The 20,741-nt window shown below is 44.9% G+C and carries 20 protein-coding genes; 13 read left to right on the top strand and 7 right to left on the bottom strand.

Going from position 1 to position 20,741, the window contains the following annotated elements:
• Positions 1-8 precede the first annotated feature (8 nt).
• Complete coding sequence (locus tag V1U08_RS05635; RefSeq protein ID WP_065303139.1) at positions 9-842, bottom strand: helix-turn-helix domain-containing protein; 834 nt, start codon at positions 840-842, stop codon at positions 9-11.
• A 251-nt stretch (positions 843-1,093) separates the two neighbouring features.
• Between V1U08_RS05635 and V1U08_RS05630 the strand changes: the two genes are divergently transcribed.
• From V1U08_RS05630 to V1U08_RS05610, 5 genes are all read left to right on the top strand, one after another.
• A complete protein-coding gene (locus V1U08_RS05630; RefSeq protein WP_330470138.1) occupies positions 1,094-2,233 on the top strand; it encodes a tyramine oxidase subunit B in 1,140 nt (379 codons plus the stop codon).
• Between the two features lie 35 nt (positions 2,234-2,268).
• On the top strand, positions 2,269-2,688 hold the full coding sequence (locus V1U08_RS05625) for a RidA family protein (RefSeq protein WP_014235036.1): 420 nt from the start codon (positions 2,269-2,271) through the stop codon (positions 2,686-2,688).
• A gap of 94 nt (positions 2,689-2,782) precedes the next feature.
• Positions 2,783-4,075 carry an NAD(P)/FAD-dependent oxidoreductase gene (locus V1U08_RS05620; protein WP_330470137.1) on the top strand — a complete coding sequence of 431 codons (1,293 nt, stop codon included), beginning with the start codon at positions 2,783-2,785 and terminating at the stop codon, positions 4,073-4,075.
• Between the two features lie 38 nt (positions 4,076-4,113).
• Positions 4,114-5,514, top strand: a complete 1,401-nt coding sequence (locus V1U08_RS05615; RefSeq protein WP_330470136.1) for an APC family permease — start codon at positions 4,114-4,116, stop codon at positions 5,512-5,514.
• A gap of 728 nt (positions 5,515-6,242) precedes the next feature.
• Positions 6,243-7,166 carry an OmpA family protein gene (locus V1U08_RS05610; RefSeq protein WP_330470135.1) on the top strand — a complete coding sequence of 308 codons (924 nt, stop codon included), beginning with the start codon at positions 6,243-6,245 and terminating at the stop codon, positions 7,164-7,166.
• A 210-nt stretch (positions 7,167-7,376) separates the two neighbouring features.
• Here V1U08_RS05610 and putP read toward each other — a convergent pair whose 3' ends face one another.
• Together putP and V1U08_RS05600 are read right to left on the bottom strand one after the other, a co-directional pair.
• Positions 7,377-8,828 (bottom strand): sodium/proline symporter PutP, encoded by a 1,452-nt coding sequence (gene putP, locus V1U08_RS05605; protein ID WP_330470134.1) that lies wholly within the window; start codon positions 8,826-8,828, stop codon positions 7,377-7,379.
• A gap of 49 nt (positions 8,829-8,877) precedes the next feature.
• Complete coding sequence (locus tag V1U08_RS05600) at positions 8,878-9,264, bottom strand: ectoine synthase (protein WP_014235031.1); 387 nt, start codon at positions 9,262-9,264, stop codon at positions 8,878-8,880.
• A gap of 137 nt (positions 9,265-9,401) precedes the next feature.
• Here V1U08_RS05600 and V1U08_RS05595 point away from each other — a divergent pair, with 137 nt between their 5' ends.
• Entirely contained in the window at positions 9,402-10,289 is an 888-nt protein-coding gene (locus V1U08_RS05595) for a LysR substrate-binding domain-containing protein (RefSeq protein ID WP_020333509.1), read from the top strand.
• Between the two features lie 125 nt (positions 10,290-10,414).
• Here the strand turns inward: V1U08_RS05595 and V1U08_RS05590 are convergent, their stop codons facing one another.
• Positions 10,415-11,614, bottom strand: coding sequence for a type III PLP-dependent enzyme (locus tag V1U08_RS05590; protein WP_330470133.1), 1,200 nt, complete (start codon positions 11,612-11,614; stop codon positions 10,415-10,417).
• A 263-nt stretch (positions 11,615-11,877) separates the two neighbouring features.
• Positions 11,878-12,792, bottom strand: coding sequence for a LysR family transcriptional regulator (locus tag V1U08_RS05585; protein WP_014235028.1), 915 nt, complete (start codon positions 12,790-12,792; stop codon positions 11,878-11,880).
• 83 nt (positions 12,793-12,875) lie between these two features.
• Between V1U08_RS05585 and V1U08_RS05580 the strand changes: the two genes are divergently transcribed.
• Together V1U08_RS05580 and V1U08_RS05575 are read left to right on the top strand one after the other, a co-directional pair.
• Positions 12,876-14,216, top strand: a complete 1,341-nt coding sequence (locus V1U08_RS05580) for an aspartate aminotransferase family protein (RefSeq protein ID WP_330470132.1) — start codon at positions 12,876-12,878, stop codon at positions 14,214-14,216.
• Positions 14,217-14,241: 25 nt separating this feature from the next.
• A complete protein-coding gene (locus tag V1U08_RS05575; RefSeq protein WP_330470131.1) occupies positions 14,242-15,738 on the top strand; it encodes a CoA-acylating methylmalonate-semialdehyde dehydrogenase in 1,497 nt (498 codons plus the stop codon).
• Positions 15,739-15,809: 71 nt separating this feature from the next.
• Here V1U08_RS05575 and V1U08_RS05570 read toward each other — a convergent pair whose 3' ends face one another.
• Entirely contained in the window at positions 15,810-16,457 is a 648-nt protein-coding gene (locus V1U08_RS05570; protein WP_330470130.1) for a glutathione S-transferase family protein, read from the bottom strand.
• 118 nt (positions 16,458-16,575) lie between these two features.
• On the opposite strand from V1U08_RS05570, the gene V1U08_RS05565 reads away from it, so the two are divergent.
• Complete coding sequence (locus V1U08_RS05565; protein WP_330470129.1) at positions 16,576-17,409, top strand: LysR family transcriptional regulator; 834 nt, start codon at positions 16,576-16,578, stop codon at positions 17,407-17,409.
• 87 nt (positions 17,410-17,496) lie between these two features.
• Here V1U08_RS05565 and V1U08_RS05560 read toward each other — a convergent pair whose 3' ends face one another.
• Entirely contained in the window at positions 17,497-17,811 is a 315-nt protein-coding gene (locus tag V1U08_RS05560; protein WP_330470128.1) for a DMT family transporter, read from the bottom strand.
• A 94-nt stretch (positions 17,812-17,905) separates the two neighbouring features.
• Between V1U08_RS05560 and V1U08_RS05555 the strand changes: the two genes are divergently transcribed.
• The 4 genes from V1U08_RS05555 (at position 17,906) to V1U08_RS05540 (ending at position 20,737) form a co-directional block, all read left to right on the top strand.
• Complete coding sequence (locus tag V1U08_RS05555) at positions 17,906-18,793, top strand: LysR family transcriptional regulator (protein WP_065303130.1); 888 nt, start codon at positions 17,906-17,908, stop codon at positions 18,791-18,793.
• Between the two features lie 168 nt (positions 18,794-18,961).
• Positions 18,962-19,387 (top strand): DoxX family protein, encoded by a 426-nt coding sequence (locus V1U08_RS05550; RefSeq protein ID WP_014235021.1) that lies wholly within the window; start codon positions 18,962-18,964, stop codon positions 19,385-19,387.
• Positions 19,388-19,630: 243 nt separating this feature from the next.
• Complete coding sequence (locus V1U08_RS05545) at positions 19,631-19,963, top strand: YggL family protein (protein WP_014235020.1); 333 nt, start codon at positions 19,631-19,633, stop codon at positions 19,961-19,963.
• A 21-nt stretch (positions 19,964-19,984) separates the two neighbouring features.
• Positions 19,985-20,737, top strand: a complete 753-nt coding sequence (locus tag V1U08_RS05540) for an alpha/beta fold hydrolase (protein WP_330470127.1) — start codon at positions 19,985-19,987, stop codon at positions 20,735-20,737.
• Positions 20,738-20,741 lie beyond the last annotated feature (4 nt).

Genomic DNA, 20,741 nt, shown 5'->3' with positions numbered 1-20,741 from the left:
AAGTGCTTTTAGTAGCAATGAATTCGCTCTAGATAAGTCTTTTCTTTTACTCTGTTTTGATACTCGAGCGGGGTCACATTCACTAGCTTCTTAAACTCTCGAAGGAAGTGGGGTTGGTCGCTAAAACCTAAATCTGTCGCTAAATTAGAAAACGTGAGATTGTTGCTGTGATTGATATCGTAAACGGCTGACTGGCAACGAATAGCGCGGCTAAAGCCTTTCGGTGTTAGTCCAATATCATTTTTGAACATACGCTGCAAAGTCCGGCAGGTATATCCTGAAAACCTCTCCAGTTCCTGAACTTGGATATTCCCTTTGTGCTGGCAAATTTTGGCTACGATTTGTCGGGTCACATTCGTCGAATCTCGCGGGCTTTTCCTAGTGAGAAACTGACTTACTGCGTCAACTTGCTTCGAAAAATCTTTTGCTGCTAAAACGTAGTCAATGAGTTCATTGGAGTGAGGCATAACATCTTGTAAACAATATTCTTTGTTCGTGAGTTCGCCTGCTGAGGCCTGTAAAAAATCGGGCTTAACTCCAGGGTTAAAACGGACACCGAAATAGCGATGGCCCCGTTCAAATAGTACCGACGAAGCCTCTAATCTCGTACCGCAGACTAATGCGCCGGATGTGTCTGCATCGCAGTCAAAGACGATATCGATACACCCATCTGGAATAGCAGTCGTTGAGGATTCTGAACTTCCGGCTTTAAAGCTGTAGAAGTGAGACACTTCGGGGTTGCTGGTTGATAGACGCGTAAGAAACTGCTCTGAACTCAAAACAAACCAAGGCTGTTTTGAGTGAATCCCCGAAATATTGAACATCATTGATGAAGCCACCATTCACTTCTCCTCACTGTTCAGCGATAAGCCGCCAAAGTAAGCAAGTAAAGCAAGCAAGGTGCCATATTTTTCCGCGAAGCCCCGTGTTCCCCAATGTCGCAAAAATTCAATACGCCAAGAACATTGCTCAATAGTATCGAAAGCAATGGCTCAAGAAGGAAACCGCCTGATTCACATATAACGGATTTCTTGAGCACATTGATGAATGCATGAAGCAGCAAACAAAAAACTATATGGATATAGGTGGCGTTATGTCAGACAGCACAAAAATTGATTTTATCTACCTTTCAGAGCAGGACATGATTAAAGCGGGTGTAACGGATATGCCTGCGTGTGTCGACACCATGGAAGAGATGTTCTCACTGCTCCAAAAAGGTGACTACCGAATGGCAGGTGCGAACAACGATTCGCACGGCGCAATGGTGACATTTCCTGATGAGTCCCCATTCCCGAACATGCCTAAACCCACCGCTGACCGACGTTTGATGGCGATGCCTGCATACCTGGGCGGTGATTTCCAGACTTGCGGCGTGAAGTGGTATGGCTCGAACATCGCCAACCGAGAGAAAGGCCTGCCGCGTTCAATCCTGATGTTCATCCTCAACGATATTGAAACCAGTGCTCCACTTGCCTATATGTCTGCAAACTTGCTTTCTGCGTATCGCACAGGCGCAGTACCCGGAGTGGGCGCGCGCCACCTTGCGAGAAAAGATGCCAAAGTGATTGGTTTGCTTGGCCCTGGTGTAATGGGCAAAACCACCGTCGCCGCCTTTATCGCAGCCTGCCCGCAGGTCGATACCATCAAAATTAAAGGTCGTGGCAAAAAGAGCCTGGACAGCTTTATGACTTGGCTCGCCGCTTCTTACCCTCAAATCACCAATGTACAGATTGTCGATACCATAGAAGAGGCGGTTCGAGATTCCGATCTGGTGACTTATTGCAACTCAGGAGAGACCGGTGATCCGTCTACTTATCCGGAAGTGAAACGCGAGTGGGTAAAACCGGGGGCATTTCTTGCGATGCCAGCCAGCTGTCGTCTCGATGAAGGAATGGAAAAGTCTGATGTTCGCAAAGTAATGGATAACAAAGGGCTGTATGAGGCGTGGTTTGAAGAGGTACCCAAGCCGACTCACAACATCATCCCTCTGGTTGGAATGCGCTTTATGGACATGATCGACGCTGAAAATATGTCTGCAAGTGAACTGGAAGATCTGGGTGAGATTGTCGCAGGTGCTACTCCGGGGCGAAAAAACGACGAAGAAATCATCGTGATGTCAGTGGGTGGCATGCCAGTCGAAGATGTGGCTTGGGCAACCAAAATTTACCGCAACGCTGTTGAGAAAGGCATTGGTGTTTCGCTGAATTTATGGGATGAGCCAGTACTTAGCTAAATCGAGTGGCATAACAGAACAAAGGAAATGTAGAGATGGCAAAAATAATCAAGGTAAAAACCGGCTCCCGATTCGAAGAGATTGCGAGTTACTCACGTGTCGTGACTGTCGATAACTGGATATTCGTTTCCAACACTGCGGGAAGAAACCCGGAAACCAACGAAATGCCAGACGATGTGTTCGAGCAAACTGATCAGGTGTTTCTCAACATTGAGCGGGCTCTTGCGGCTGTAGACGCGAGCTTGGGCGATGTCGTGACGTCAAAAGTGTTCATTCAAAATCCAGACGACGTCGGCGCTGTGATGGAACACATCGGCAGCAAGTTTAAAGGAATCGATCCTACGACCACAGTCACGTGTCCTCCTCTGGGCTCAAGTATTTACAAAGTTGAGTTGGAAGTGACGGCTTACCGAGGCGCTTCAAAGAGCGATACCGAACATCGGATTATCGGCTAACAAGGTAGATTCTTATCATTTTAACCTGAGCTTGGAACAAGCAAATCGCTGAGTTTTTGATGGTTCGAGTTCAGGTTACTAAAGGGATGTAGACATGATAAAAACACTCGAAATTGTAGAGACACCAAACGAGCTACCAGCATCGACCAGCGTCGTGATTATTGGTGGCGGCATTGTTGGTATTAATGCGGCACTGACATTAGCTGAGAGAAACATTCCAGTTGTTGTGATTGAAAAAGGCTTTGTTGGCGCGGAGCAATCTTCACGCAACCTGGGTTGGATACGTAAAACCAATCGTCATGCGGACGATGTTCCTTTGGCACTCGCTTCTGACCAGCTATGGGCGGGTATGTCAGAAAGAATCAACCGTGATGTGGATTACAAGCAAAGCGGCATTATGTTCCTGGCTGATAACGAAAAGCAGATGGGCGCTTATGAGTCGTGGCTTGAATCGGTTAAGTCGCTTTCTCTGGACTCCAAACTTTTGAGTGCTAAAGAAATCAAAGCGATGGTGCCAGGCGGTGAAGGCAAATGGCTGGGTGGAATCTATACCGCCTCGGACGGCAGAGCTGAACCTTCCATCGCCACCAGTGCGATGGCGAGAGCTGCCATTGAAAAAGGTGCGGTCATTATTCAGAACTGTGCGGTGCGTAATTTGTCTTTGTCAGGAGGAAAAGTCAGCGGCGTGGTGACTGAAAAGGGTGAGATTCGTTGTGAGCAAGTACTGCTGGCTGGTGGTGCGTGGTCTAAAGCTTTCTTGAGTCACCACGGTGTATCTTTGCCTTCGTTGCCTTTGATTTGTTCCGTGATGCGTTCTAAGCCGATGAACGGCCCGACGGACATCGCCGTTGCGGGACCTGATTTTTCATTTCGTAAACACTTGGATGGCGGCTTTGTCATCATGCAGCGCGGCGCGATAGAAGCGCGCCTGACACTCGATCACTTCTTGATTGGACACCGTTATTTAGGACAGCTGAAACAGCAACGCGATGCGCTGAGAATTTCGGTCGGGCGACATTTCATTGAAGATCTTAAAGCTTCAAAACGCTGGTCACGCAACAAATCTTCCATGTTCGAACAGATTCGCGTAATGAATCCGGATCATAACTCTGGATTAAACCAAGAAGCACTGAGAAATCTGCGCAAAGCATGGCCTGACTTTGAGCAAGCTGAAATTGCTGAAGAGTGGGGGGGGCTGATTGATATTACGCCAGATTCCAAACCCGTTATCGACACACTGGACGCGATACCTGGGTTGACTATTGCTACCGGGTTTTCGGGTCATGGGTTTGGTACAGGGCCAGCCGCAGGGATGCTCGCGGCCGATCTGATAAGTGGCACGACACCACTTATTAATCCCGAGCCATACCGATTTGACCGATTGTAGTTGGTTATCTTGATTTAACGAATCTAAGGAATAGAAATATGAACGATGTAGTCAACACTAACAACATTCATATAGCTGAAGGATCAGCGACTAAGAATCAAAAGTTAAAGATTGGGCTTGGAACAATGATGGCGATTTGTATCGGCCTGGTTATTGTTCAGGGTGCCATGATCTCGGCGACTCAGGGCATTGGCCTCGGTGGCATGGCGTTTGTTGCTGCTATGTTTGCTGCCTTTATCCTCGCCCAGTTTAATGCGATGAGCTTTGCGGAACTGTCTTTGATGTTTCCGCAGGAGGGGTCGCTTGCGACCTACACACAAAAAGCCATCGGCCACTTTCCTGCTATTGTCGCGGTATTTGCTGGCTATGTCGTGGTGTCCGTGCTGGCACTGCCGGTTGAGTTGTTCTTAGTCGACGCCATGCTAAGTGAGCTATTACCGGGTGTATTACCTGAAAAAGTGGTGCCTTTAGGTATCCTTGTTTTACTTAGTGTCACAAACATGGTTGGCGCGGATGTTTTTGCCCGAGTTCAAAACCTGCTGGCATTTATTCTGGTCGCAGCGCTTATTCTTGTCGGGTTGTGCGCAATCACCGGATTAAGTGAGCCACATCCTGAGTTATCAGGCACAACGGTGGATTGGAGTTTTGGTGGTGTCATTGATGGTAGTTTTGTCGGCTTGATTGCACTTGCAATGTGGCTGATGGTCGGCGTCGAGTTTATTTGCCCGATGATCAAAGAGGTGAAAAATCCTGTTAAGAATATCCCCCGTTCTATGCACCTTTCTTTGTTGTTGATCTTCCTAATATTTCTCGCTTTTGCCTACGGAGCCAGCCTTTATCTCAACGTGGATACGTTAGTGAGCTCACCAATCCCATATCTTGATTACATCAATGCTGTCTTCGGGCAAGCTGGTTTAGTGATTGCAACAGTGATGGCGCTGGCCGCAACCTGCAGCACGGTAAATACTATTTTAGTCTCTATCCCTAGAATGCTGCACGGAATGGCGATGCAAGATCAGGCATTCCCGCAGTTTAAAGCGCTTAATCGCTTTGATGTGCCTTGGGTAGGCATCGTGGTGATGGCTGGTTGTACCTCTATTCCGTTTTTGTTTCTCGATATCGACTCACTGATTGTGTTGGTGATTGCGGCAACCACAAGCTGGTTACTGGCTTACATGGTGGCTCATATCAATGTCATCGTATTGCGTAAACGTATGCCGGAACACAAGCGTCCCTACAAAACGCCTTTCTACCCGCTGCCGCAGATCTTAGGGATTATCGGGATGGGTTATGTCGCGCTGAATAACTCACCTTCACCGGAGATGACATCGTTGGTTTACACCATTACTGGAGGCATTTTGGCTTTAGTGATAGCGATAAGTGTTGTTTGGGTGAAGTTTTACATGAAACGTAAATTGTTTGAACCAGACATGAAGTAGCGAAACCTAGCGTTTAAACGTTAAGTGTATAAAAGTGAATTAAGAATAGAAGGACGCAAGTAATGCGTCCTTTTGGTTATTTAAAGACACTTTTACAAATTACGTAGAAATTTCATCTAAACTATATTTGATGAGACTAAACAACAATGATGATGGCTGACTAACCGACTGAGATTAGCTTTTCATCAACATAATTAAAAACATTAATCTTATTAAAGCCATTAATGGATTAATTTCTCAGGAAAAGAAAAGGATTGTGAATTTTCATCAGATCTAACGTATAAAACTCACTGTTAAAATACATACGGATGAATAATAATCTTCGATTTGGCGGTTTTGTAAGAACTATCTGAAATACATGTAGTTACAAGTATGGAATTTATAATTCCAAAAATGAGGCGTTCTCTTTCTATAAAGAGGTAATTTGTTAATTTAGTTTGATTTTTGAGCGAAATGGTATGCTTTTATGCATCTCGTGAATTAATGATGTTGAAATTAATTAGCAAGTGTAATGTGACTGGATTCTATAAATGTCATTTATGACAGAGATAAATTTGAGTTGTTAATTAAAAACCTGCATTCATATACCATGTAATTTCATTCTTATTACTAGTTGTTCCTTGTTTTAATTAAATTACACATTATTGACTCAATTAATTGATTATTTTATTTCGATAACGATCGATTTTAATTTTATATCGAATAATTGAATAAAGGCAGAAAAATATATGAAACTAAAAGTAGCAACGCTGGCAATTATTGTGGCTGGTGGTATTTCGGCAGCAAATGCAGCGGACTTAGATCAAAATATCGATAAATCTGGATTTTGGCTGGGTGCAGCAGCTGGTATGGGTCTATCTGATACTGATGCTGGAGAAAGCGAAGTACTGAGCCCTAAACTTGAAATGGGTTACGATTTCGGCAAGCATTTTGGTCTTTACGGCAGCTACGATTACATGCATAACCTAAGCGATGCAGAACTGCACCTTGGCACATTAGGCGTGAAAGGAAATCTGTACTTCACTGACAACTTGTCGATGTTCGGTAAGCTTGGTGCAACGTACATCTTTGCTGATGGCAGCGAACTAAAAACTGACAGCTTTAGTGGTACTGCAGGTGTGGGTCTTGAATACCAACTGACTAATGCTGTAACGACAAAAATCGGTTACGACTACTACAACAATCTTGAAGCGAAAAATGGCCATGACCTTGACCTAAGCCAAGTGTACTGGGGCATGACGTACAAATTCGGCCAACCTGAAACGCCTCTAGTCGTTGAAGAAAAAGTTGAAGTGCCAGTAGAAGTCGTAAAAGAAGTGACGCAGACTTCTCGTTCTACTTACACACTGCCTTACCAAGTGGGTCAGGTTGATGTAAATGACTACGGTCGTTACAACCTTGATGAAGTGATCACGACAATGCGCAGCAACCCTGAGTTGACTGCTGAAATCGTAGGCCGTACGGATGCGACTGGTTCTGCTGCTACCAATGAACGTGTTTCAACGCAGCGTGCAGAGCATGTTGCCCAATACATGATCGATCAAGGTATTGACGCTGAACGCATCCACACTTCTGGTGTTGCAAATCAACAGCCTTTAACGAATGGTAGTAACGCACAACTTGAGCGTTCTGTTCAGATCACGTTGAACTAACACAAATTCCTACAGTTCAAAGAGGCGAGTCGTGTACTCGCCTCTTTGTTATACAGGAAAGAGTAATCCGTCTTTTTTTGGGACGGTTTATACGTTCTGGGGCTGGGAGTTTTGTAAATTGATCCACCGTGTCGTCGGAGTCTTCCTGTAATAAAAAACTACCTTCGTCTGAAGGTAGTTTTCTAGAGACTCAAAAGTAGCCTTATTGCTTTACTTGAACTGCAATGATGTCTCGCTTTCTTTACCGTCGTTTTTGGCTGACAACAACGTTGATACAACAATCACGAGTGTGGACATCAGGAATCCTGGCACGACACCAAAGATATCAAAAATACCTCCGTCCAAAATTTCCCAAACTAATGCAATGGCTGCACCTGTTATCATTCCAAAAATAGCGGCCGCTTTGGTCATCGCTGGCCAGAACAAGCTCAGTAAGATGACAGGACCAAAGGCTGCACCAAATCCACCCCAAGCGAAGGCAACCATGCTTAATAGTGTTTGATCCGCTTTGTTGAATGCCAGCGCAAGGCCAATTAGTGCGACAGCGATGACACCAAAGCGTGCAACCAGTAACACTTCTTTGTCAGATGCATTTTTGCGCAAATAGGTTTTGTATAAGTCTTCAGAGATAGTGGTTGAACACACAAGTAGCTGCGAGTCTATGGTGCTCATAATTGCTGCCAGCACACCCGCAATAATCAGTCCGGCAACCAGTGGATGATAAAATGCCTGTGCCAATGCAATAAATACCGTTTCTGCATTATCAAGCTTTGGCTCAAAATAGTATGACCCGAGCACGCCAACAACGACTGCAGACATCATGGTTATGGTTGACCAGACCATGGCAATTCGGCGAGAAACTTTCACGTCTTCTACGCTGCGTACACTCATAAAACGGACGAGCACGTGAGGTTGACCTAAGTAACCAATACACCAGCCACTGAGAGATAAAAGACCCAAGAACCAGCCATTAGATGGTTTTAAGCTTTCCAGTGAAATCTCACTCATGATTTGGCTGTAGCTTACGCCTTGCTCTGGTGCACTAAACAGGAAGAACAAACTTAAAGCGGTAATGAACAGCGATAGCGCCATCATTAACCCTTGGAAAAAGTCCGTCCAGCATACCGCAAGGTAACCTCCCATGAAGGTGTAAGAGACGATAACAATTGAGCCAATAATTAGGGCTGATTCGTAACTTAAGCCGAACGTACTTTCAAAGAGAACCGCTCCGCCACTGAGTCCTGCTGCTACGTAAAGGGTAAAAAATAGCAAAGTGACGAGCGAGGACGTAAGTTGAAGAACATTGGTATTGTCTTTAAAGCGGTTGTGTAAATATTCTGGAATCGTCTGAGCATCGTTTAGTTTTTCCGTCTCTAAACGCAGCCTAGGTGCGATCAGCTTCCAGTTGAGATAAACACCCATCAGGGTAAATACAATAATCCATACGGATCCGAGGCCGCCGGCATAAAGCGCCCCCGGTAAACCCATCAACGCCCAACCACTCAGATCAGAAGCCCCTGAGCTTAATGCCGCGACACTTGGTGGTAGATTACGAGAACCTAATATGTAATCGGATACCGTATTCGTTTTTCTGTAGAAGTAGTACCCAATGGCCAGCATTCCCAGTAAATAGAGAATGAAGGCTGTATATAGATAACCCATAGACATTCCTCCCTGAATGTAGTTGTTTGTTATTTAAGGGGCGCTGAGATTAGTAGCTTGATGAGCCATCTCCAGAAAGGTTGTGTCTTTCTGTGCCTTTTAGTGGTGGGTTAAACACAGAGACTAGAATCATGTCGTTTTTCTCTGAAGCTCGCAGGTAGTGCTTATCATGCTTATCCAAAACATAAATATCGCCTTGAGAGATTTTGTAGACATTGCCTTCCATGTCTTCAACTTCGCCATCGCCAGCAATGCAGTAACATGCTTCTAGATGGTTTTTGTATTCAAGGATTGACTCTGAACCTTGTGCAACAACGGTGTGGCAAACGGTAAAGCCCATGCCATCTTGCTCAGTAAGCAGTCGGTGGCTCGTACCGTTACCCCAATCAACAAAGTAATCACTCGTCGCTACGTCTTTTAAACTTCTTACAAACATGTGTTTTCCTTATGAAATTAATTCACCAATCCTGTTGGCTTTGGCTAGTTTTTGTTACGAAAACAATGCTATCACTTGAGTTTTTTGTAAACAAATGATGAAATCTAGATTAAATGATGAGAAAAAGTTGACTATTGATGAGTAAAAATAAAGGGTTTTTAGTACCTCCTCTTAATGCTCTAAAAGCATTTAATTGTGCAGCAAAATATGAGAATTTTTCTAAAGCCGCCGAGGAGTTACACGTCACGAGTACGGCTATCAGCCATCAGATATCAAACCTTGAAGAGTGGTTTGGAGTTGAGTTATTCAAGAAGAAGGGCAGGAGCGTGATGCTGACCCAAACCGGACATGAGCTTAAGCATAGAACCGGGCGTGTTTTTGATGAGCTCGCGGATATAGCGACGGATTTTAAAGTCAGAGGCAGGAAAAGTTCGTTAGTCGTCGGGTGTATTCCTTCGATTGCAACTCGGTGGCTGGTTCCAAACCTGAAAAGTTTTACCAAGCTCTACCCAGACGTTGAAGTGCAGGTTCTATACGTGGATATGCGGGATCAACTGGCGGGAAGTACCTATGATGTACTCATCACCTACATCGAGCAGGAATCGGATGATGTGATTGAAATTCCATTCATCTCAAGGAACACCTACGCAGTCTGTAGCCCGAAGTTTTTGGAAGAATATGGCCCGTTTGATGAACCCAAAGACTTACTCCGTTCCGAGGTGATTCACGATGAAAACAAAGATGGTTGGACAGAGTGGTTCAAATTGGCGGGAGTCGATGTGGAGGGAGGGCTTCCAGGTAACACTTATGCCGATTTTAACTTACTCGTGATTTCCGCTATCGCAGGCCATGGCGTCGCACTTTGCCCTATTGATGCCTTCCGGGAAGAAATCAAAAGAGGCGATTTAGTTACTCTTTTTGATATCGCGAGTAATACCGATAAGTTTTACAACATCTGCAAAAGGAAAGATGCATCCAAAGACGTGATGTCTTTTGTCGAGTGGTTTGTCGATGTGTGTAAGTAACATGCGCTAGGGTGATATCGGAGCATTTAGATGTTGCTTGTGGCGAAGGATTAATTTGCTGTTTTATCAAAGAAAAAAGCTCCCAGGGTTGGGAGCTTTTGTGTTCTATCTCTATTTGCTTTTAATTAACCAAACAGACGTTCGCTGCGCTCATCACGCTCGTTAATCACAATCGTTTGAGCACGTTTGAAGAAGTTAAAATCCGTTGCTGTAGCGCTGGTGTAAGCGCCCATCATACGGCCAATGATCAAGTCGCCGTTTTCTAGTTTTGGTAGCATTACGTTTTCTGCGATCACATCAATGCTGTCGCAAGTTGGGCCAGACAACACACTTGGTAAGTACTCGCCTTCGTGCTTCAACGTCACCAATGGGTATTGCGCGTCATCAAACATCAAACCGCTGAATGAGCCGTAGATACCATCATCCAGGTAGTACCACATTTGACCGTCACGCTCTGCTTGACCCATTACTGATGCCACGCTGGTTACTGACTCTGCAACAATAAAGCGACCTGGTTCTGCAATGACCTGTACTGTTTCTGGCAACTCGTTTAACGCTTCGTTAATCGGTACGCAGAATTCATCAATTGGCATCACTTTTTCTGAGTAAGAAACCGGGAAGCCACCACCAATATCCAGTGTGCTCAATGCAGGTAAACCGCGAGCCACAACTTCGTCCATCACTTGCTTACAAGTACGGATTGCATCAACGTATTTCTGTGGGTTCATCGTTTGTGAACCAACATGGAACGACAGTCCCTTAATACGAATATTCCACTCTTTCGCCGTTTCGATGATGTTGAGTGCCTGTTCTGGCGTACAACCGAATTTTTTCGATAAGTCGGCAAACACGTCTGAGTTGCGGAAGCTCAAACGCACAAGTAGTTCCACTTTGTGGCTGTACGCTTTGAACTTTTCTAGCTCGTTCAGGTTATCAACAACAAACACATTGCAGCCATACGCTAACGCATCACGAATATCACCGTCACGTTTAATAGGGTGAGTGTGAATCGTACGATCTGCAGGCACACCTTGCTGTTTTACCAGGTCAACTTCACCTGATGTTGCCAAATCGAAACTTGCGCCTTCTTCCAATAGGGTTTTAACCACCGTTGGATGAGGCAATGGCTTCAATGCAAAGTGCAGAGTGACATTCGGTAATGCTTGGCTTAGTGCTCTGTAATTTTTACGAATCATATCGCAGTCGAGCATTAACAATGGCGCGCCAAATTGTTCAACAGATGTTTGAATAAGATCGACCGTCTCCGCTGGTAGAGCCGGAGAAGAAAAAGATTGAAAACCGAGTACAGACGCAGAATGAGCCATCGCAAACCTCCAAAGTTAAGTAGACACTTTTCATGTGCATTGTGATGAAAAGTGGAGCGTCAATAAGAGCGGGATTACCGCCGTCAAAGAAACTCTTGGATAGTTGCTCTATCGCCTTGCCACAAAACTGCTGTGATGTACTCGGATTGGCTATCATCAAGAAGCAGCGCGATATTAAGGTCATAAGTTTTCACGCGCAATAAAAAATACAGCAAATAAAGAACAAGTTTTTTATCGTCAGGATAACATTTATTAATTAATGTTTACTCTATGATTTCTAAGAATTTATCTAGTATTTGGTTGTGTTTTAACCCGCTTCTGGTCACCAAGGATATGTCTGAACTGAAGTGAAACGTATCGGTAAATAGAGGACGCATTTGGCCTTTATTACACCAATAATCGGCGTAATGCTGCGGTAGAAACCCGATGTAAGTCCCTGTCAATATAAGGAAAGCGATACCTTCATGATCGGACGCCGTCGCCGAGCATTTTAGCTTTTGATACAGATCGGTGACTTCGGGAGACATTCGGTGTCTTGTGATGACCGAATTGGTCTGTTTAAGGCGCTCTATATTCTGATCACTTTCCATAAACAATGGGTGCTCATTGCTGCAGTAGAGGAAGTAATTTTCGTTGTACAAAGTGCGGTAATCAAAGTTGTTACTTTTGTTATTGGCAGGGAATGCGCCGACATGAAACCGTCCGTCGATTAAGCCTTTTTCGATATCTGCTGGGGTCGACATCGTGATGTTGATATTAATTTTTTCACTCATCTTCCGAATATGCTTTAGCGCGCGGGTTATCTTCATGTGTGGCTGAGTGACTAAATTATTGACTAGCGCGATATTAAGTTCGCCACGCAGCTCATTATTGATTTGGTTTACGTCATTACGAAACTGCTCAATCGAAGCAAGCAGAATATCGGCGGATTCTAACACCGCTTCGCCTTCGTCAGTCAGGGTAATACCACCTCGTCCTCGATGACAAAGTTTCATATTTAACCGTTTTTCAAGATCACTCATTTGTAACGATATGGCTGATTTTGTAATGCCAAGAACGGGTTCAGCAGCGGTATAACTGCCGCACTCGACAACGGTTTTAAACAGGCGGATCAGTTTGATATCAAAGTCGGTGATCTGATTAATGATGCTTCGGTTTTTATTGTTGAGCTTTTTCATAACTAACGTAAAGTAAATTTATAATCTACTTAACATACTCATGTGCTAAAAATAAATCTAGTCACTACAAGGATGATATAGCGATGAGTAACTACAAATTTGCACAAGACGGAATCGATACAGATCTTTCTGCTCATTGGATGGCATTTACTTCCAATCGCAGCTTTCACCAAAATCCCCGCATCATCACTCAAGCTCAAGGCGCCTGGCTCAAAGGTGCCAATGGTCGTGATATCTATGACTCGCTGTCTGGTCTCTGGACATGTGGTGCCGGGCATGGTCGCCAAGAGATTCAAAAAGCGGTAGCAGAGCAGTTAGGGACGCTCGATTACTCGCCTGCGTTTCAATTTGGTCACGAGCTCTCCTTTAAACTGGCAGATAAAATCGTCGAGAAGATGCCAGAAGGGCTCGATCATGTGCTGTTTACTGGCTCTGGTTCGGAATGTGCCGACACCTCACTTAAGTTGGCAAGAGCTTACTGGCGTGTCAAAGGCAAAGCGTCGAAAACTAAGTTGATTGGTCGCGCCCGTGGCTACCATGGCGTTAACGTTGGCGGCACCAGCCTGGGTGGCATTGGCGGCAATAGAAAGACGTTCGGTCAGCTGTTTGATGCCGACCATATTCCTCACACCCTGCAACCTGATTTAGCCTTTACAAAAGGTTGCGCAGAAACGGGTGGTGTGGAACTTGCGAATGAGTTTTTGAAGCTCATTGAACTTCATGACGCATCCAATATTGCCGCAATTATTGTAGAGCCAATGTCGGGCTCTGCGGGCGTGATTGTGCCGCCGAAAGGTTACCTACAGCGTCTGCGCGAAATCTGTGACCAGCACGACATCTTGCTGATCTTCGATGAAGTCATTACGGCATACGGACGTATGGGATGCTGGACTGGTGCTGAGTATTTTGGCGTGACGCCAGATATTATGAACACCGCGAAGCAGCTTACCAATGGTGCAATCCCAATGGGCGCAGTGATTACGTCTCATGAAATCTATCAGGCATTTATGGAGCAGGATTTACCTCCTCATATGATCGAGTTTGCTCACGGCTATACTTATTCCGCTCATCCCGTCGCGTGTGCCGCAGGGTTGGCAACATTAGACCTGTTGGAAAAAGACGCGTTAATCCAACAGTCGAGCGAGCTGGCACCGATTTTTGAAAATAAACTGCATGCGATAAAAGGTGCAAACCACGTTCTCGACATCAGAAACTGCGGCTTAGCCGGAGCGATTCAGATCGCACCGAGAGACAATGATCCAACGATTAGGCCGTTCGAATGTACATTAGACCTGTGGGAAAAAGGATTCTATGTACGGTCTGGTGGCGACACGATTCAATTCGGTCCAAATTTTAATGCCAAAGCTGAAGATCTAGAGCGCTTATTCGACGCGGTTTACGAGACATTGAATCAACTAAATTAAAAAAATTAAGGAAGGAAGTCAGATCATGGAAGTTATTTCTCACTTTATTGACGGAGACAAGTTCTCACACTCAGGTTCGACGATTGATGTTTACAACCCGGCGACAGGTGAGCCGATTCGCCAAGTAGAAATGGGGACGTCTGAAACCGTGAATCAGGCAATAGAATCGGCGAAACGTGCCTATCCAGCCTGGAGTAAAACGCCTCCACTAAAACGAGCGCGTATCATGTTTGCGTTCAAGGATCTTTTGGAAGCGAATCAAGATCAGATTGCGCGTTTGATCAGTGAAGAGCATGGTAAAACGATAGAAGATTCTCTCGGCGAACTGCAGCGTGGTATCGAGAATGTGGAATACGCTTGTGGTGCACCAGAGTTATTAAAAGGCGAATACACCCGAGGAACTGGACCGGGCATTAATGCATGGAGTGATCACAAACCTGTCGGCATCGTCGCTGGTATTACACCATTTAACTTCCCTGCTATGGTGCCGCTTTGGATGTATCCACTCGCGGTTGTTTGCGGTAACTGTTTTATCCTCAAGCCGTCAGAGAAGGTACCGGCTTCAACCTTATTTATTGTCGAGTTATTGCATAAGGCAGGTTTGCCAAATGGCGTCTTAAACGTGGTAAATGGCGGCAAAGAGGTTGTTGACGCGTTGATCGAAGCTCCGGAAGTGAAAGCGATGAGCTTCGTTGGTTCGACGCCTGTTGCGGAATATATTTATTCGGAAGGCACTAAGCGCGGTAAACGAGTACAGGCACTTGGTGGCGCGAAGAACCACGCGATCATTATGCCGGATGCTGAAGTTTCGAGCACCATCAACTCACTGATGGGTGCGGCATTTGGCTCTTGTGGTGAACGCTGTATGGCGATTTCAGTTGCGGTGTGTGTGGGTGATGAAGTCGCAGATAACTTGGTGAAAGAATTGACCCCGCTTATCCAAGAATTGCGAGTCGGAGCCTTTACTCAGAACTCGGTGGACATGGGACCAGTGATTGCGAAAGAGCATTTAGAGAAGATTTCCGGTTATATTGAAAGCGGTGTTGAGGCTGGTGCTGAATTAGTTGTGGATGGCCGAGGGCTTTCGGTTCCTGATTTCTCGGCTGGCTACTTTATCGGTGGCAGCTTGTTCGATAGAGTGACACCAGACATGAAGATTTACACTGATGAAATCTTTGGCCCTGTGTTGTGTGTGGTCCGTGTTAAGTCCCTTGAAGAGGGGATTGAGCTTATTAACCAGCATGAGTTTGGTAACGGGACTTGCATCTTTACACGCGATGGTGAAACGGCTGAGATATTCTGCGACGAAGTGGAAGCTGGCATGGTTGGTGTCAATGTACCGCTTCCTGTCCCGGTGGCTTACCATAGCTTTGGTGGCTGGAAACGTTCGTTGTTTGGCGATCTCCATGCGTATGGCCCTGATGGCGTGCGCTTCTACACTCGCCGTAAATCCATTACTCAGAAATGGCCAAAGCCGCAAACTAACGAAGCGGCGCAATTTGCATTTCCAAGTAACAAGTAATAAATAGCGTTAATTTTCTTGGTTATTTACCTATCCCCTGGCTTTTTATCAGGGGATAGGTGATAAGCAGGCTAGATCGGCTCACCCGTTTCATCTTCTTCGACGATGTCCGTTTCAAGGCTGGCTTCCGTTAGCCAACGCTGCATGGTGTCGCTATTCAGGACTTTCTGCTGATATTGGGTTGCCTTTTCTGACAGTTTGATGCCGTAAGTAAGCGTGCGCAGTACCACAGGTGCATACATCGCATCTGCAATTGACCACTCTCCAAATAGCCAACCATCCGGGTATTGTTCCATTTGCAGTGACCAGATTTGGTCAATACGCTCGATGTCTTTAAGCGCGTCTTTGCTCAAAGTTACCGTTCTCTTAGCGCGACAGTTCATTGGCATCTCGTTACGTAGTGCCATAAATCCTGAATGCATTTCAGCTGATATAGCTCTTGCTTTGGCTCGCTCAGTAAGAGGTTGTGGCCACGCCTTACCGTCTAAGAAAGCTTCGTTTACGTACTCGAGAATCGCCAGTGAGTCCCACACGGTAACATCATTGCAAACCAAAGTAGGCACCTTGGCGGTTGGTGTAATGTCCTCCAGTGTGTTGTAAAATTCGTCCGTAAACAGTTTGATTTTCTCGATCTCAACGTCGATGTCGTATTGCATGAAGATAAGCCATGCTCTGAGAGACCAGCTCGAGTAGTTTTGATTGCCGATATAAAGTTTCATCCATGCTTCCTTATTTCTGAGTGATGGTTTGGAACATTTACGGTAATAGATTGTTTTATCGAAAACTAACGGATAGTTTTGATGGGACACATTAATAAAACCGATAGATAAGCTTAGTATGGATATTGACGCTTTAAGAAGCCTTCTGGCATTTGCAGAAACAGGCAGTTTTACGCGAGCAGCGAAGCAGATTAATCGAACCCAGTCGGCATTCAGTGCTCAGATGCGTAAATTGGAAGATGAACTGAATATTCGCCTGTTTGAAAAAGAAGGACGTAATCTGGTGCTCAGCGAAGCTGGCCTTGCGTTACGAGCTCATGCTGAGCAACTGGTCGCTTTACACAACAAAGCGGTGACCCAAGTACGCCGTTATCACGATAAGCTGCCACTAAGGTTAGGCTGTCCGGAAGACTACAACGATGCCATTTTGCCGAAAGTCATCGCGATTCTAAAAAAGGCGGAACCAACCTGTTCTATTCAAGTGTTTAGCCAACCCAGCGTCACACTGAGAGAATGGCTGGATGAAGGCAAAATAGACGCCGCTATACTCACGCGCTCCGCTGAAAGTGAAGAAGGGCATTGGCTTGCTCACGATAAAGGGGTATGGATTGCCAGTCAGGATTACCGAACGGATAAGACTAAGCCTTTACCATTGGCACTTTTCCAGCCGGATTGCAAATACCACGCTGCTGCAATCGATGGTTTAACTAAAAGAGGTATCTCTTACCAGCTGTTAGCGTGTTGTAATACCGCATCAGCGCAAAGGGCAATAGTTCGAGAGGGGCTGGCTATTGGTGCAATGGGACGATTAAGTGTCACAAACGATCTACAGATTCTCGATGATATGCCACCGTTGCCTGCGGTCGACATTGTGTTAGTTTCTGGAGTAACGCCGCACCCACTGCTCAGCTCGTTCGACCTGACTATCGCTGACTTTTCTTTGATTGAGTAAAGAACTTTGGTTGAAGAAAGAACGTTATATGATGTTTAGGTAAGCATTAACGCTTGCGATATAAGGCTGCGTTAATGCTTTTTCTCATTAGTGACCAAGCTTCAACATGACCACGCCAGACAAAATCAGCATGATGCCGATGTAGCGAACCATGGAAGTCGGGTCTCCGTAGAAATAAACGCCGACAAAAAATGTTCCGGCTGCGCCAATGCCTGTCCAAACTGCGTAGGCGGTACCCATAGGGATCGCTCGCTGCGCTGCAAATAGCAACGCGCCGCTTATCGCCATGAATACCACTGCCATTGTTATCCCTAACACCTTGTGCCCAGATTGAGCAACTTTCAATCCAACCGGCCATCCAATTTCCGTAAGACCAGCTAAAACTAAATATAACCAGCTCATAATTTCCACCTAATTAGATAAAGGAAAAACATTTGCAGGCTATGGTATCGATTATTATGATGGATAAAAGTTAATAACTATCGATTTTTTTCATATGTTGAGTTTGGAACAAGTTAGGATGTTGGTACTCTCTGCGGAGCTAGGGTCATTTTCTGCCTGTGCAAGGAAAATGGGCAAGGTTCAATCTGCGGTTAGCCATGGTATCAGTACCTTAGAGATTGATTTAGGCATCGAATTGTTTGATCGTTCGGCCAGAAGCCCCAAGTTAACCCCCGCGGGTGAACGTTTGATACGCAGTGCGAAAAACTTGTTGGCGCAGGCAGACGAATTCGAAAAAATTGCTCAATCCATTGAACGATCGGAAGAAAGCCAGCTGACGATAGCCATTGACGACGGCGTGTATAATCCAAAGTTCGCCGATTTGTTTAAGCGTTTGGATAATCAATTTCCTACGATTCAAATCGATGTGTTGAGTTTAGCGTCTGGCGATATTTCTGCTGAAGTTGCAAATGGTGATGTTGATATCGGAGTGATGTTCACCGAGTTTGAACAGTTAAAGCAAGTCGACTTCTGTTATGTTGGAAGCATTGATTACCTTCCTGTTTGTCATCCGAATTATCCGCTTGCAGATATTGATGTCGAGCTGCAATCTGATTTGGCACCGTTTCGACAACTGGCGATCCGAGGAAAATCAAAAGTAGAATCGCAGGCTTTGATTAGCATTGCACCTAAAGTTTGGTGGAGTTCAAGCCATTACAGCGCGTTAGAGCTCGTTAAACAGCAGGTTGGCTGGGCTTATTTGCCATCATTTTTGGTCAACGACTTAATAAAGTCTGGTGAACTACATAAAATTAAAGTGGCATTCGACCACAAGCCCTGGAATGCACCTGTCGATTTAGTCTTTAAAAAGGGAAGAATGCATGGGCCGGTATTTCAGTGGTTATTTGACGAACTCAAACAGATATTCACACCGACTACTTAAGTCCTTCCCAACGACACATTTTCATACCCCAATGTGCTGGTGGTCTAATTGATTTATGTCAATGATGTTGTTCGGAAAAATTGATGAAGTCAGTTAATCTTTTAAGCTGATAATCGCCTTTCCAGACCTCTATAGTGTTAATTATTAGACATAAAAAGGGCAGTGGTTATGGGTGAACTATTAAATTTTATCGATAGAATATTGGCAAAACCCGATCTGGGTAAATTGGTGTTACGTGTCAGTTTTGCATTCCTATTTTTATTGCACGGCATCCATAAAGTGATTGGCGGAACCGAGTTTATACAAGGCTTGTTGGTCGACCATGGTCTGCCTGCATTTGTAGCCTACGGGGTTTACTTAGGTGAAGTGGTTGCCCCAATCCTAATGATTATTGGCTTATACACTCGCTTGGCTTCTGTTGTTGTCGCTGGCACTTGTTTAATGGTTATCTATCTCTTAAACATGGGAGATTTGTTCGCTTTAAATAAGTTTGGCGCATGGGCGGTTGAAGGCATTGGTGTTTATTTGTTTGCTTCAATTGCAATTATGTTTCTTGGTTCAGGCAAGTACGCATTAAAGCCTGACGCACAGTAATTATTTACTCCTAATACTCTTGATAAAGCTGGGAAATACCCGGCTTTATTTTTATTAATCTGATCTGTTTAGTCCTTGGCATTATAACAATGACGGCGTAATTTGAGTCTGCCTCTTTCTTAGCTTCATACCTTTCACCGCGTATCTTTAGCTCAAAATATTTATCCCCCGTTTTAATCAGGCTACTACACTGTATAAAAGTAAATTCTTGTACTCCCGTTTAATAGTGTTTGAGGCAATATTATGGCGACTAAACGATCGAGAAGATTAAGAAAAAAGCTGTATGTCGACGAGTTTAAAGTGTTGGGGTTTTCATTTTTTTGTCATTTGAACTTAACGAATGAAGAGGAGTGCGATCTTCTTATCAATGATTTCTTGTCGTTTTTAGAGGGGCGAGGTTTAGTCATGGGTGGTGGTGCTGATCTCTCTAGCTTTGATGGTTTTGTGGTTCCTGAGCGTAGGTATGATTCAGCTTCAGAAGATGACCGTGTCGCTGTTGAACAATGGTTAACAGCACACAATGCATGCTCTGAAGTCGAGGTTAGCCCTTTAGTTGATGCCAATCAACCCGAATAAACGAGCCGTGAGTAAAGCTTCATGAGTAATGACATCGTCTTAATTAGAGGGCTTTTTCGTGGTCAGTACCATTGGGGCGAGTTTTCACTGCTGCTGAGTGAACTCCTTCCAAACCAGAGAGTTATCGCTGTAGATATTCCCGGTACTGGCGCTTTGTCGGATGAGAAATCACCATGCTCAATAGAGGAAATGGTCGAGAGTATACGTTTTCAGCTGGCAACCAATGCTCAGGTTGATATCGTTGCGATTTCAATGGGAGGAATGATTGCGCTGAAGTGGGCAGAGCTGTACCCCAATCAGGTGAGGCGGGTTGTTTGTATTAATACCAGCAGTCGGGTATTTAGTCCTTTTTATCAGCGATTAAAGCCCGTGAACTATCTCAAAATCCTGAAAGCGTTGTTTTCGCGCCCAGAGCAAAAAGAGTCGATCATTTACTCCATGGTATCGAATAAGCCGATAAGCGAAACGGTAATCGATGATTGGGTTATGCTGAATAGACTCTACCCAACCACGGCTTCGAACTTTTTTCGGCAATTACTCGCGGCCATGACGTTCAGGGCGAACAAACCGGTAAACGAAATCCTATTTATCTCGTCTCTCGAAGATAATCTCGTCAGTCATACCGCGACAGAAGCCCCTGCTAAGGCTTGGAACATGCCTATTATCTACAACCATAGTGACGGGCACGATATTTCTTTGGATAATCCTGAATGGTTGGCTTACAAAGTGATTCGGTATTTAAAGCTGGATGAAGAAGGACAAACGCCACCTTAGAATA

It is taken from the genome of Vibrio sp. YYF0003, assembly GCF_036350715.1.
Lineage (GTDB): Bacteria > Pseudomonadota > Gammaproteobacteria > Enterobacterales > Vibrionaceae > Vibrio > Vibrio natriegens.
This window is presented reverse-complemented; position numbering and strand designations above follow the sequence as displayed.